Below are 14,334 nucleotides of genomic sequence, written 5' to 3'. Positions count from 1 at the left end.
GACCTTCCTGCTTATGCCTGTCGGCTTTACGTTGCTGCATTCCGTGCAAGTATTGGGCTTTAGTGATAATCGCCACCTCACCCTGCAGCAACGCCTAAACCGCTTCCTGTTCGTCAGGCCAGCATTTTGCCTTCGGCTTCCTTCAGATTTCACCTCGCGGTGAACACCCTTGCCGTTCGGCTAACACTTCCCCTTGCCGGGTGTGCAGAGGACTTTCACCTCCAAGTCATCAACTCACCACCACAGTGAGTTAAACGGTGTCGAAACACCACGCGCCATGCCCGGCGCACAATAGCAAAAAGCCCGCGGTTGCGGGCTTTTATAAGCAACAGGTAGTTACTTAAGCAATTACGTCGAGCAGCTCGACATCAAATACCAGCGTGCTGTATGGTGCAATCGCGCCACCTGCGCCCTGCTCACCGTATGCCAGGTTGTGCGGCACATATAAACGCCACTTAGAACCAACCGGCATCATTTGCAGTGCTTCGGTCCAGCCTCTAATTACACCACCGACCGGGAATTCTGCCGGCTGGCCACGATCGTAAGAGCTGTCGAATACAGAACCGTCGATGAGCGTACCGTGATAATGAGCACGAATAGTGCTTTCTGCAGTCGGTACTTCACCGTCGCCGGCATTAACTACTTCGTACTGCAAACCAGACTCAGTTACCTGAACTTCTTCTCGCTTGGCGTTTTCAGCCAGAAACTTTTCGCCTTCTTCAATCGCCGCGTTATGTTGCTCAGCTTTAGCTGCCTGCATACGTTCATGGATTTCACCAAATGCGGCACGCAGAGCGTCGTTGTCAACCTGTGGAGCCTGACCCGTAAATGCATCTTGTAACCCTGCTACAACAGAGTCCAGATCCAGTCCGTCAAATGGATTTGATTGTAATTGCTGACCCATTTGGAAACCAATTCCGTAACTAGCCTGGGTTTCTACTGTTTTAAATAAATCTGACACAGTGTCTCCTGAAATAAAATTACACTTTTTGCGCAATTATTAATCAAAACCCGTAGTATTCTGAAAATTTTTATTACGCTTCGATTTTTCGCTGGCGTAGTGTAACACACCCAGATAATCCGTGCCCGCGACATTGTTCCGACCGGTTTGAAGAGCCCGTTTCAAGGGGTTGTTAGATAAAAAGCTATTAGACAATTTAACTAAGAGACAGTATGTTGATAGCACTGTTTTTTGGAGGACGCCATGCAATCACATTATGACGCGCAGTTGAAAGACACTGTTCGCTATTTGGGAAAAACGCTGGGACAAACAATCAAAGCTCAGCTGGGAAATGACTGGTTAGAGAAAATAGAGAAAGTTCGCCTTGACGGCCGTGCATCGTTTAAGGGTGATACAGATTGCAGTAAAAATCTGAAAGAAACTTTCAAAACCATGTCCGACAGCGAATTACTGGTAGTAGCCAGAGCATTCGCTCAGTTTCTTAACCTGGGCAATATCGCCGAACAGGAATACAACGCCGGCCTGGATGTCGACGCATCCATCGACTCGCTCTTTTCACACCTCGATAAGGCGGAACTGAGTGCGCTTGAAGTGGAAGAAGCGGTGGCAAAGCTGGACATCGATCTGGTGCTTACCGCTCACCCTACCGAAGTATTCCGTCGCACCCTTATTCACAAGCACAAAGAGTTGGCGTATTGCTTAAAGAGCATTCACCACGAGCAATTAAGTGACACTGAACGTAAACGTTTGGAAACCCGCATTGCCGACTTAATCAGCCAGGCCTGGCACACCGAAGAAATTCGTTCGGTACGCCCTACCCCGGTTGACGAGGCACGCTGGGGCTTCTCAGTCATCGAAAACTCTCTGTGGGATGCGGTGCCTGAGTTTCTGCGCGACTTAGATGAGCGCTTACAGCAGGACTACAACGTTAGTTTGCCAATCGATGCAGCGCCGATTCATTTTAGTTCGTGGATGGGCGGCGACCGCGACGGTAACCCGTTTGTTACTGCCAAGGTCACCGAAGAAGTACTGCTGTTGGCCCGTCGCCGTGCCGCCAAACTGCTGACCATTGACCTTGATCGTCTGCAGGTTGAGCTGTCGATGAACGACTGCAACGATGAACTCAAGTCTGCGGTTGGCGAAGTTTACGAACCGTACCGCGCATTGTTACGTCCGCTGGTAAAACGTTGTGCAGACACTCGCGACGGTATTTACGACTTCTTCAACGGTCGTCCTTACGATTCCAGCCAGTGGATTGGGTCTAACGATGAACTGTTAGAGCCGCTGCTGATGTGCTACCGCTCACTGTGTGAGTCGGGCCTGGAAGTTACCGCCAACGGCATGCTGCTCGACACCATCCGCCGCGTTAAGTGTTTTGGTGTGCACCTGTTACGCCTGGACGTGCGTCAGGACTCACAGCGTCACGCTGATGTACTGAGCGAAGTAACCCGCTATCTGGGCTTAGGCGATTACGCGCACTGGAACGAGGCCGACAAACAAGCCTTCCTGCTCCGCGAGTTAAGCTCCAAACGCCCACTGTTCCCGCGTTGTTGGGAACCTTCAGAAGATGTGAAGGAAGTGCTGGACACCTGTAAGGTGATTGCCAGCCACAGTAAACACGGGTTTGGTATCTATACCATTTCCATGGCGAGTGAAGCGTCTGATGTCATGGCCGTACAGTTACTGCTACAGGAAATGGGCGTTGACTGGCCAATGCCAGTAGCACCGCTGTTTGAAACCCTGGACGATTTGAATAACTCACCGATTGTGATGCGTAAACTGCTGAGCATCGACTGGTACCGCGGTTATATTCAGGGTAAGCAGTTCGTTATGATTGGTTATTCTGATTCTGCCAAAGATGCGGGCGCCATTGCCGCAGGCTGGGCGCAGTACGAGTCTCAGGAAGCGCTGGTTGCGCTGGCTGAGGAGTTCGACATTAAGCTGACCTTGTTCCATGGTCGCGGCGGTACAATTGGCCGTGGCGGGTTACCGGCACATGCCGCTATCCACTCGCAACCTCCGGGTTCACTGGACGGCGGTTTCCGGGTCACCGAACAGGGTGAAACCATCCGTTATAAGTTTGGTATGCCATTACTGGCTAAACGCAGCCTGGGTATCTACACCAGTGCGATTATAGAAGCCATGTTGTTCCCACCACCGGCTCCTAAAGACGAGTGGCGTGAACTGATGAAAGCCATGGCCGCTAAGGGTCGTGATTTCTATCGTGGCGTAGTTCGTCAGGATCCGGAATTTGTGCCTTACTTCAGAGTGGCTACACCTGAGCAGGAACTGGGTAAATTACCGTTAGGTAGTCGTCCTGCCAAACGTAAACCAACTGGTGGTATTGAAAGCCTGCGTGCTATTCCATGGATTTTTGCCTGGGCACAAACCCGTCTGGTACTGCCAGCCTGGTTAGGCAGCATGAAAGCCATTGAAGCGGTTCGTCAGGAAGGTAACCACGAGAAGCTTCAGGAAATGCGCGAGAACTGGCCGTTCTTCCAGTCACGTTTATCCATGCTCGACATGGTATTCCAGAAGGCTGACCCGCGTATCAGCGCCGAATACGATGACCGTCTGGTACCCGATGAACTGAAGCACTTTGGTGAAGGTTTGCGCGCGGAGCTACAGGAAGCCATTAAGCTGCAGCTGGATATCAACGGCCAGGCCGACATTATGGAAGCCGATCCACAAGGTAAAGAGTCGATGAACATTCGTGCTCAGTACCTTGAGCCTCTGCACTTCCTGCAAATCGAGCTGTTATCCCGTCTGCGTCAGTTAGATGAAGACGAGCATGATGCCACGCTGGATAAAGCCATGATGGTGGCGATCAGTGGTATTGCTATCGGTATGCGTAATACCGGCTAGCTCTTACAAGCAAAAATTGTTTGAAAAACCGCAGTTTACAAAGAGTAAATGAGGATTTTGAAAGCTGTTTTGCGCAGTAGTTTGTAACAAAAAACCACGCTTCGGCGTGGTTTTTTTATTACAACGATCTCAGGTAAGCAACACCTTCATGCAGGGCCTGATGCGAGTCCGGCGGGGTATGCTTTAAATGCGCATCAATATAAACCTGTTGATGATATAGCTTACGTAAGTGAGTATTTACCTCTTCCAAAAACGCCAAAGTTAGGGGTGTCTTTGTACACATAATATGCCCGGTGCGGATCGCTGTATTGTTGGCAATCGGCGTACTTTTAAATGATACTCCTGCAAAGTTTGCCGCTTCACGATGAATATCATAGGGATAAGCGAGAATGTAATTTCCGTGGCCTCTGGCAAGCATTCTGATGTCAGCATCATACTGATTGCTGCCCCAGCGCGTATATTTTGCAGCATCGGGTAACTGCCTTATCTGCGCATCCAGAACAGACCCGTAAGAACGCCCTTTCAGCACAATCAATTGGTGGTTTTCCCGCTGCGAAAATAGCGCCGAAAGACTAAGTAGTTCACCTTTATCATTGAGTACCTCAGCCGGAACCGCTGGCGTCTCATTTGTTTGATAAAGGCGGTGTGAGAGTAAAAAATCGACTGGCAGGCTAAAGGTAAATGCCGCTTCCCGTGCAGGACTTTTTAGCATTAACACGCTGCAGGCCGACTCGGAGTCAAAGTCCAGTGAATTGATTCGGCTGATCACATCCAGCCGGATTGTGGGCACAAAGCCCATTTGGCTAAACAATGCCCTGTAAACGTCGGCAGCTAAACCGGGCTCGGTATTCGCCTGGTCTCTGAAAGCATCGTAAAACGTTGAGCTATGGGTTACGAAGTCAATGTTGTGCCAGGGTTGCGACGGCGCCTGCTGTGCACCAGCATTAGCACAGGCTATACCGTTACAGCTCAGAAACACAGCAAGGCTCAACGCCATTCTTGTAACGAACTTCACCCCACCACCCTTTTATACTGCAAAATACCGATAGTGCTTAGCCGGGTAAGAGAATCACTGTCTGCCCGACTCATTAGCAAGCGGCGGATACCAATCCGCCTCTCGCCTAGTATAAATCAACGCCGATAGTTCGCCACATAAATGATGATTTTGTGAACACTACTTTAGGACATAAAAAAACCGGCTACGAGAGCCGGTTTCTTAAATAACGTAAGAGGACGCTTAGCCGTTTACGAAGTCAACACCCAGTTTGATGTCGCCGCGCAGGCCTTCCAGCATATCTTCTTTGGCTTTTTGTTCAAAAGCGCTCAGTTCGCCGTAAGACAGGATTTCTTCTACACCGTTTGGACCTAAACGTACAGGGTGAGAGAAGAACGCTGCGTCGTCGCTGTCGTCGGTTTGTACGTAAGTGTACTCAACCACGTTGTCGCCTTGCATAGCAGCAACCAGAGACAGACAGAAGCGCGCTGCCGCCTGACCCATAGACAAGGTAGCAGAACCGCCGCCCGCTTTAGCTTCAACGACTTCAGTACCGGCATTTTGAATGCGGGTAGTCAGTGAAGAAATCTCATCGTCAGAGAACTCTACGCCTTCAACCTGAGACAGCAGTGGCAGAATAGTAGTACCAGAGTGGCCGCCGATTACCGGTACATGCGTATTTGCAGGGTCCAGATCTTTCAGTTCAGCAACAAACGTCTCGGCACGGATAACATCGAGAGTGGTTACACCAAACAGTTTGTTCTTGTCGTAAACGCCTTTTGCTTTCAGCGTTTCGGCAGCGATTGCTACGGTGGTGTTAACCGGGTTAGTAATGATACAGGTACATGCAGAAGGACAGTTATCTGCAATACCTTCAACCAGCGCCTTCACGATACCAGCGTTGATGTTGAACAGGTCTGAACGGTCCATACCAGGCTTACGAGGAACACCTGCTGGAATTAATACTACATCACAACCGGTTAATGCTTCAGCCAGATCGTCTTTACCGTGACCGGTAACCTTAACTGCAGTAGGGATGTGGCTTAAATCTACAGCAACACCAGGAACAACCGGCGCAACGTCGTACAAAGCTAACTCAGAACCCGCTGGCAGTTGTGTTTTTAACAACAGTGACAGCGCCTGACCAATACCACCGGCAGCACCTAACACGGCTACTTTCATACCATTTCTCCTATGGAAAGAATCACGTTTAATAACGGCCGAACACACTAAAGGATGTCAGCCTAAAACTCAATCACCTATTAGTCTTATGAGGGATGAACGAGCGAATAATCGGGTTATATTCAACATAACTGCATAGTTATGCAAATATGTTGTTTTTTCATGCAAAACAAGGCAAAATAACTGGTTTTATACAGTTAGGGTAAGAATAATCATACCGGCCTGAACCCTTCGCGAGTCATAGTATACACCAAGCCGACGGGTAAGCCGAATCGATTAACCATTATTGCATAGCCACCAAGGCTACCATCACGATACTAATAAACGTCAGGATTTTAATGGCAAATCATAAGCAGGAAGAGCTCGTCAGAGCATTCAAAGACATCCTCAAGGCAGAAAGTTACGGTTCTCAGGGCGAAATTGTTGAAGGACTCAAACATCAGGGCTTCAACAATATCAGCCAAAGTAAAATATCCCGCATGCTAAGTAAATTTGGCGCGGTGCGCACCCGCAATGCCCGTGGCGACATGGTGTACTGCCTGCCGCCGGAACTGGGCATGCCAACGGCTAAAAGCCCACTCAAGCAGTTGGTACTGGATATTGTCCATAATAATGTGATGGTAATTATCCGCACCAGTCCGGGGGCTGCTCAGCTCATCGCGCGTTTGCTGGATTCACTAAGTAAAAAAGACGGTGTGCTGGGTACCATTGCCGGTGATGACACCATTTTTATTGCGCCGGCCGATGTTACTAAAATCGAAAACCTGCGCCAGCGTGTAGAGGACTTATTCGACAACGTGTAGCGTCAGCACGCGCATAGCGTTGCAATCTTTTGCCTTCACGCGCATTTCCAGACATAAAAAAACCACCCTCGCGGGTGGTTTTTTCGTTTAGGTATAAAGACTTAACTATTAGAAGTCGTACTTAACACCGAACTGAACTTGCCATACTGATTGAGACAGTACTTCTAAGTTCTCGATACGGCTTGGGCTTCTCAGGTCGAAGTATTCGTACTGGCCGTCAACGATTTGAGCAGATACTACTGCACGCTCATACTCGTAACGGGTACGCTCAATACGACCCCAGTCGTCATTTAACAGGTTACCGAAGTTCTCGATATCGAAGAACACGGTCAGCTTATGCTCTGGCATAAATGCTGGCAGTTCTTGTTGGATACGGACGTCGATAATTGTTGACCAACGAGAGTTGTCACCGTTACGTGGGGCAATGCCGCCAGCGTAGCCAGCTAACTCAGAGTTAGCGATGTAATCCATAAACTCTTGTTGCGCGGCAAGGTCACCACCAAATGAGCTGGCTGCGAACAATGGATCGTCCAGACCAGATGGTACATACAACAGGTGACCGGCATCATCGTTACGGCTCTCACGAGCACAACGACCACCATCGGCATCTAGCACACACGCGTTGTTTTCGTTAAAGGTATAGCTGTAAGGCTGACCAGAACGACGAGTCGCAAATACCGATACTTTGGTTTGATAACCGTCGATCAGCTCTTTGCTCCAGTTAAAGCGCATTTTCCACAGATGCTCGGTCTGGAAGTTTGACGTACCAGCGCGAGGCTTCTGACGGTCATAGGCCGCGAAGTCAGAGTAGTTAGAGGTTGCAGTAGAAGACGTACCGTAACCAACATCTTCAACATCTGCGTAAGTGTAGCTGGTGAAGAAATCAAACGTACCGTATGCTGTATCCCACTCGTTGGTCGCAGACACTGCGTAAAGCATTGAGTCGCCATCATCAACTGAACCTACAACCAGTGCTTCCGGACCATTGCTACAGTCGTAAACACCGCGGCCGTCTGGCGCTGTACCCACTGGGTCTTCACAGCGTTGATCGTACCAATACGTGGCATTTTCAAGCTTGTTGTACAATACGTCAGCAGAGAATACCCAGCCTTCAAGCGCATCAATCTGCGGCTCGTGTGCAACACCTAAGCTTACTTTAGTGGTTACCGGGATTTCGAAGTCAGGACGCAGTGCGTTAACTGAACCATCCGGAGCGGTATTCGCCAGGGCATCCAGCACGTCTTGTGGGATGTACTGACCAGTCGCTGCATCTGGCGTGGTTGGAACCTGGTAAGTCATACCAGAACCAAAATCTTCGTAGTCATCAGAGATAACACCGTCATTAGAGTAGCTGTTTGAAATCCAAACGCTTGGTGCACCACCAGAGAAGCGACCAATACCACCACGTACAGTAGTGTAATCACCCGCAAACCATTCGAATGAGATACGTGGCAAAATCACGTCCAGGCCGTCGATGTCGGTACTGTTGGTGAAACCGTAACGGTCGATGAAGTTTTGGTTTTCACGGATTTCGCCGCTTGACTCATACCAGTCATAACGCAGACCAAAATCAACGGTCAGGTCAGCAGAAGCTGCCCATGAATCCTGAATGTAAACAGAGTTAGATGCATAACCCCAGATTGCACGCAGATCATCTTCGTTGTTAGTCACAGCGTTGTTGTACAGCAATGCAGAGGCCTGAGCGTTTTGCAGGTCTTCCAGGCTGTCGAACAGGTATGAACCTTCAGAGTTTTGCGAGAACTGGTTGTTCACGTCTACGTCTTCGCGCTCAAAACCCGCTTTGATGATGTGATCATCCATCGAGTAAATAGCAACGGCTTTAATTTGCAGGAAGTCCTGGTCAAGCGAGTTGCCGTGACGATAACGGTCCGGACCGATTGTCAGGTAGTTCTCTTCACCGTCTACTTCGCGCAGGAATACTGCAAAGTTAGGGAACTCACCGCCATTTAACGGATCCTGACCAGTCGCCTGAGTAGTGCTGGCAATTTTCAACTGAGTCGAGAAATTCGCTGTCCAGTCTGAGAACAGGTGACCGATGAAGCTTTCGATTTTTTCTGAACGGTCATACCACGCAGAAGAAGCGCCCAGGATGTTGTCAGAAGCCAGGAAGTTATTACCGTTCTGTTCATTAATTGAGTTACCTTCGGTTCTCATATAAGTGAACTTTGCACGGTGATCGTTGTTGATGTTCCAGTCGATGTTCGCCAGAACTTTCTCGTCTTCTTCAGGACCTTTGTTAAAGTCACCGATATCGAAGCCCCAAACGTTAGAAACGATTTCGCCAACCGCTGCTACGTCATCCATAGAGATGTCTGGCTCTTCGTTCAGCGCGCCAGAACCAGTAGGTCCGTTACGCAGAGGAGCAACTGCTTCAAACTTGTCGTAAGCAACAAAGAAGAACAATTTGTCTTGGCTATGTTCTGCTAAATTGTTGCTACACTGTATATAGATACAGTTATTGAGGGTTAATCATGATCCCAGCACAATTTACAAAGCTTATAGCCGAGTTAGAACACTTAACAGATAGTCAAACCCGTTATGTTGAGAAGCTGCTGAAAGGCACTGATAGCGTCTCACAGTTGATAACAGAGCTTGAGGAGCGGATGGTTGAAAACCCTGAATGTCCGCACTGTCATAGCTCACTGATCAATCGGCACGGCAAGGTAAACAAGATGCAGCGTTATCGCTGCAAGAACTGCGGCAAAACCTTTGTAGCGACAACGGCGACACCGCTAGCTCGACTGAGGTACAAAGAGCTTTGGTTAGAATATATTCGCTGTATGCTGGACAGTAAGCCATTGCGTAAATGTGCCGAAGAATGTGGTCTCCACCTTGAAACATCGTTCAGGTGGCGGCATCGATTCCTAGCGCTACCATCAGCACTGAAGGCGAGCAAACTAGAAGGTATTATCGAGGCTGACGAAACACTTTTTCCCTACTCAGAGAAAGGCTCAAAACGGATGACTCGTCAGCCCCGCAAAAGAGGGATGAAAGCGAAAAAACGAGGGCGTTCAAAAGATGACTGGGTGCCCGTTTTAACGGTCAGAGACAGAGCCAAGAATACGTATGAGGCCGTTGTGCCAAGTGTTACATCGGCAACTCTGCATCAGGAGCTAGCAGGAAAATTAGAGAAAGACAGTGTGTTATGTAGTGATGGATATAAGCCCTACATAGCTCTTTCTGAGAAAAATGATTTAATACACAAGCGCTTAGACGTGGCGGGAGGTGTTAAGGTGATAGATAAAGTCTTTCATATTCAGAATGTTAACGCCTATCACAGTCGTCTGAAAGCGTGGATAAAACGGTTTCACGGAGTAGCCACAAAATACCTAGAACATTACCTTGGTTGGTTCAGGTTTATGGATAACCCAGAAAACCTTAACGGAAACAGGCTCTTTTCGATTCAACAACAGTTAATCCGAACATAGCCTTTGTCTTTGATGATTGGACCGCCTAATGTGGCTACGAAAGTTTCTTCTTCAAAGATGAAGTCGAATTCGTCGTCGCCATTCTGGTCGCCGATCATTGAGTCGTCAGTGTAGTAATAACCTACAGAGCCGTGAAATTCGTTAGTACCAGACTTGGTTACCGCGTTGATAGTACCACCGGTGAAACCGTTGTATTCAACGTCAAACGGTGCAGTCTGAATAGACAGTGATTCAATCGCATCGTAAGAAATAGGTGAACGTTGAGTAGGGTAACCGTTAGCGTTCAGACCAAAACGGTCGTTTAACGCAACACCATCAACAGTCAGTGAGTTAAAACGGCTGTTCGCACCAGCGATTGACAGCTCTTTCGCGCCACCGCTTTGCACGTTAACCGATGCAAACGGGTCAAGCTGAGCTGCATCAGTAATGTCACGGTCGATTGACGTAACTTCGCTTAACGCTTCCAGGCCAAGACTAGTGCTCAGACCTTCGTTTGAGTAACCCGCCGCAGCGCGAGTACCCGTTACCACAATAACTTCTGAACTTTCTGAAGTTTCTACAGTCACAGGAAGAGAGAAGGTTTGGTCAAGAGACAGATAAACGTTATCTACCTGAGTAGTAACAAAGCCATCGCCTTTAATGGTAATCGTGTATGGACCACCAACACGTAAACCACGCGCTGAGAACGAACCGTTAGAGGTAGTTGTTGCTGTTGACACAGTACCTGATGGTTCGTGCTTGATGGTAACAGTAGCGCCAGAGAAGTTGGCACCGGCTTCGCTAACAACACTACCACGGATCGACGATGTCGTTTCCTGTGCTATAGCTGCTGTAGATAAGCCTACAGACATCGCTACCGCGAGGGCAATGCGATTAAACTTAGATTTTGTCATCATTAGTGTGTTTCCCATTTATATTCATTAGGCGTTTGTCTCACCCCCGTAAACAAGAGTTAATACAGCAACCGTTTGCTTCCGGCAGTAAAATCAATTTGGTTCGGCCACCTTGCCGTTTTATCGGTGACATTCCATTTTTCTGAAACAGCGTAAATCGGGCCGAGATTGTTCATTATTATTGTTTCAGCAATATGACAAATTCGCTCTGGTTGAACTACTTAAAAAGTTGACAACGCTTATTATTTTTATATTTTCCTGAACGAACGGTCAGTTAATTACCGTAATTATTAGAACTCCCGGCCCTGCTCACAAGCCCAGCTATATTCTTCGCATAACCACAATGAATAAACAGCGTTTAAGCAAATTCAAAGTTACTTAATGAATAATTCATTTTTTCAGTCACTTACACTCTCAAAATAAACTTACTTATTGCATTAAATAAGTTTAACTGTTCAAATTGGTCAAACAAGTAAAACTAACTCTAAAACACTTTGCACCGTTTACGACTGAATTCAACAACACGATGGCTGATTGTTGCTGCTATTTTTATTTGTAGTGGCGTGGTTGGCTTTGTGCAAAATTCACAAAAAATAAATGATATTTCACCGCAAACTACCAGCAAGTTGCAGTGCGATACGCCGTTGTCGCAAAACAGCAAAGTCTTTAACGTGTACCTTACTGAGCAATCTATAGCTGAAAAAGCCCTGCCATTACTATGTGCTAATAATGTAGTGCAACGTCAGTTTGGCGATGTAAAAGTGATTATCGGTCGTAACGACTTTGATACCTTCCGGTTTGTTAATCACGGCGTGCCGGAACTCACCCTGGTTAAAAGTAACGTGGTAGACGCCTTCGGCGCCGACCGCATCTATCACTACGACAGCATAGCAGCTCACCCCGATTACAGCGCATATTTTATTGCCCTGCGTGAAAAACCGGTGCTCACTAAGGAGTATCTGCTGGGCAAACGCATCGGTATACTCGATTACCCAAGCAGTCGTTCAGGGCATATTGTACCCAAAACGGTATTGCAGCGTTTAGGCCTGAACGATTCTAACATCAAGCTTTATTACTACAATTCGCATCAGGAACTCCGCCGCGCACTGATGGCCGGAGAGGTGGATATTATCTCCAGCTACTGGGGTAAAGCGGATGAGCAAACGTTGTCACGTAATTACATTACATCACTGGAAAACAGCGTGCCCGGTATGCGCTGGTATTTAAAGATGCAGGATAACAACACGGATTTACGCTGTGCTATTCAGCAGGTTATCACCGAGATATCCAATAACCACCCACGTAAGTACTACCGCGATGTGGTGCTAATTAACGAGTGTAATTCAAATGAAAACCTATGATATTACACCCAACGACTGGCTGAAGGGCGCTCTTGTCACCCTTTTACTGTTTGTTATCTTTCAGCTTGGTGCTCTGCTGGGCCAGACCGGTGCCCGGTTATATGCCGAGCATGAGGCAGTGGATAAGATAAAGGCACGCATAAGCCTGGATCTGCAATTTCTGGACGTGGGAAACCAAACATTAAGAACGCCGCCTAATCAGGATACGCTTAAAGCTTATCTTAACCGGATTAATACCATTCTCAGCGAGCAGCAAACCGGCGTATGGTTGCTGTCTCTGCAGTCGGTTACTGCCAATGCCGCGGGGCAGCCTGAAAATGCACGTTTAACCCAACTGGTACTGGAAAATTCCGAACAAACCGTCAACCTACAGCTGGCTACCAAACCGCTTTATCGTTATCTGTCATTCAGCCCGTTAGCACTGTTAGCAGCCCTGTTGGTCTCACCGGCATTTGTGAAGGTGCGAACCAGCCAACGCCGCGCAATAAAAGCAGCCACGTTAGCGCAAGCGGTGCCAATTGTTAAGATTACGCCTAAGTTAACTGTTAACCTCAACGAGAAAACCCTGGGCAATGGTGTTAACGATGTCACTGTGCAGCTACAAAATAAACCGTTATGCTTTTATACGGCTTTGTTGCACTATTGCATTGAAAATCCAAACGCGATACTACTTCACCACAAAGACATCCCGCCTGAACTGACCCACCTGGCCAGTAAGGTGTTTACGCGCCTGATGGAATTAGGTCATACCAAACGCAAACGACCAGACTTTAACGCTAACCTGGATAAAACGTTGAGTGAGATCCGGGCCGCCCTCGATGAGGTATTTGCCGGCTTCAGTGAAGAGAAAACACGTTACTATCCGCCGCGTGCACAGGGTGAAGGCTCACGTTCCAAGCAACACTCCTATGCTCTGCCGCTACTGCATGCCAGTGACATCGACATTATTGGTGAATAACAGGATTTGTAATCACGCTTGTACAGCACAGATATGCCCCCCCTGATGACAGACAGTTTGCAAGCTGGGAAAACAATGGTAACCTGAACAGATGGTCAGCATTATAATGCAAAGACTCACCATTTGCCGGGATGTCAAAACACCCCCGAACGGCGCTATCTGATTTAAAGCCTATACTGCGGGATTGATTCGCGCGGTGCATTTGCGTATCTTTGCTATAACTAAAAATACGTAATTCCCACTATGCAAACACCCCTGATTATTGCTATTTCCGGTGCTTCTGGCTCTGGTAAGTCGTTGTTTACGCAGAACCTAATTAATGCTTTTTCTGAGCAAGGTCGGCCGGTACAAATCCTCCGCGAGGACCATTATTACCGGGCCCAGGACCATTTGCCCATGGAAGCAAGGGAAAAAAACAACTACGACCATCCCAATGCCTTTGAGCATGAATTATTAAAAGCCCACCTCGGAGCTTTGCGTAATGGTGAGCCCATTGACTACCCGCATTACTGCTTTAAAACCCATACCCGGTTACCTAAAACCGAGCGGTTGCAGCCTGCCCCGGTAGTGATCCTCGAAGGCATTATGCTGCTTGCCAGAGTAGAGTTACTGCCTTTATACGATGTAAAAATCTTCATCGACACACCGCTGGATATCTGTCTGATGCGCCGCATGATGCGGGATGTTAAAGAGCGCGGGCGGACCATGGATTCAGTGGCCAAGCAGTACGAAAAAACCGTAAAACCCATGTACCACCAGTTTATTGAACCCAGTCGCTTTACCGCCGACGTAGTGGTCACTCAGGGTGGCAAAAACCAAATTGCGCTGGACGTAATAAAATCACACATACAACAAGCTATTAAGTAAA

At 48.0% G+C, this 14,334-nt stretch carries 11 protein-coding genes; 6 read left to right on the top strand and 5 right to left on the bottom strand.

The genetic code is table 11. The features are described from left to right. Positions 1-340: 340 nt before the first annotated feature. Positions 341-961: a BamJ family beta-barrel-assembly machinery protein gene (gene bamJ / locus AC566Q_RS02480; protein ID WP_499613265.1), complete on the bottom strand. Its 621-nt coding sequence runs from the start codon at positions 959-961 to the stop codon at positions 341-343. A 243-nt stretch (positions 962-1,204) separates the two neighbouring features. Here bamJ and ppc point away from each other — a divergent pair, with 243 nt between their 5' ends. Continuing rightward, a complete protein-coding gene (gene ppc / locus AC566Q_RS02475; RefSeq protein WP_499613262.1) occupies positions 1,205-3,826 on the top strand; it encodes a phosphoenolpyruvate carboxylase in 2,622 nt (873 codons plus the stop codon). 118 nt (positions 3,827-3,944) lie between these two features. Here ppc and AC566Q_RS02470 read toward each other — a convergent pair whose 3' ends face one another. Next, the gene (locus AC566Q_RS02470) at positions 3,945-4,841 is read right to left on the bottom strand and encodes a hypothetical protein (protein WP_146129511.1); all 897 of its coding nucleotides are present in this window, start codon (positions 4,839-4,841) and stop codon (positions 3,945-3,947) included. A gap of 222 nt (positions 4,842-5,063) precedes the next feature. Then, entirely contained in the window at positions 5,064-6,002 is a 939-nt protein-coding gene (mdh, locus tag AC566Q_RS02465) for a malate dehydrogenase (protein ID WP_105933810.1), read from the bottom strand. A 338-nt stretch (positions 6,003-6,340) separates the two neighbouring features. Between mdh and argR the strand changes: the two genes are divergently transcribed. Continuing rightward, positions 6,341-6,805 carry a transcriptional regulator ArgR gene (gene argR / locus AC566Q_RS02460; protein WP_105933809.1) on the top strand — a complete coding sequence of 155 codons (465 nt, stop codon included), beginning with the start codon at positions 6,341-6,343 and terminating at the stop codon, positions 6,803-6,805. Positions 6,806-6,913: 108 nt separating this feature from the next. On the opposite strand, the gene AC566Q_RS02455 is transcribed toward argR, so the two are convergent. Beyond that, on the bottom strand, positions 6,914-9,229 hold the full coding sequence (locus tag AC566Q_RS02455; protein ID WP_499613259.1) for an outer membrane beta-barrel protein: 2,316 nt from the start codon (positions 9,227-9,229) through the stop codon (positions 6,914-6,916). 68 nt (positions 9,230-9,297) lie between these two features. On the opposite strand from AC566Q_RS02455, the gene AC566Q_RS02450 reads away from it, so the two are divergent. Continuing rightward, a complete protein-coding gene (locus tag AC566Q_RS02450) occupies positions 9,298-10,254 on the top strand; it encodes an IS1595-like element ISAma5 family transposase (protein ID WP_499607667.1) in 957 nt (318 codons plus the stop codon). Here AC566Q_RS02450 and AC566Q_RS02445 read toward each other — a convergent pair. Continuing rightward, a complete protein-coding gene (locus AC566Q_RS02445) occupies positions 10,230-11,150 on the bottom strand; it encodes a carboxypeptidase-like regulatory domain-containing protein (protein ID WP_499613256.1) in 921 nt (306 codons plus the stop codon). The genes AC566Q_RS02450 and AC566Q_RS02445 overlap by 25 nt on opposite strands. A gap of 572 nt (positions 11,151-11,722) precedes the next feature. Here AC566Q_RS02445 and AC566Q_RS02440 point away from each other — a divergent pair. The 3 genes from AC566Q_RS02440 (at position 11,723) to udk (ending at position 14,333) form a co-directional block, all read left to right on the top strand. Next, positions 11,723-12,508, top strand: a complete 786-nt coding sequence (locus tag AC566Q_RS02440; RefSeq protein WP_240621862.1) for a PhnD/SsuA/transferrin family substrate-binding protein — start codon at positions 11,723-11,725, stop codon at positions 12,506-12,508. After that, a complete protein-coding gene (locus tag AC566Q_RS02435) occupies positions 12,495-13,466 on the top strand; it encodes a hypothetical protein (RefSeq protein ID WP_499613254.1) in 972 nt (323 codons plus the stop codon). The genes AC566Q_RS02440 and AC566Q_RS02435 overlap by 14 nt, the downstream gene beginning before the upstream one ends. 243 nt (positions 13,467-13,709) lie before the next feature. After that, positions 13,710-14,333, top strand: a complete 624-nt coding sequence (gene udk / locus AC566Q_RS02430) for a uridine kinase (protein ID WP_499613251.1) — start codon at positions 13,710-13,712, stop codon at positions 14,331-14,333. Position 14,334: the final 1 nt, after the last annotated feature.

This window comes from Alteromonas sp. H02, from assembly GCF_059682525.1.
Note: the sequence above shows the minus strand (reverse complement) of the source record. Positions and strands in the feature narration are given on the sequence as shown.

Bases quoted from the DNA above. Each gene is read 5' to 3' on its own strand.
- ppc (WP_499613262.1), top strand. From the start codon at position 1,205: ATGCAATCACATTATGACGCGCAGTTGAAAGACACTGTTCGCTATTTG.
- mdh (WP_105933810.1), bottom strand. From the start codon at position 6,002: ATGAAAGTAGCCGTGTTAGGTGCTGCCGGTGGTATTGGTCAGGCGCTG.
- argR (WP_105933809.1), top strand. From the start codon at position 6,341: ATGGCAAATCATAAGCAGGAAGAGCTCGTCAGAGCATTCAAAGACATC.
- AC566Q_RS02450 (WP_499607667.1), top strand. From the start codon at position 9,298: ATGATCCCAGCACAATTTACAAAGCTTATAGCCGAGTTAGAACACTTA.
- AC566Q_RS02445 (WP_499613256.1), bottom strand. From the start codon at position 11,150: ATGATGACAAAATCTAAGTTTAATCGCATTGCCCTCGCGGTAGCGATG.
- AC566Q_RS02435 (WP_499613254.1), top strand. From the start codon at position 12,495: ATGAAAACCTATGATATTACACCCAACGACTGGCTGAAGGGCGCTCTT.
- udk (WP_499613251.1), top strand. From the start codon at position 13,710: ATGCAAACACCCCTGATTATTGCTATTTCCGGTGCTTCTGGCTCTGGT.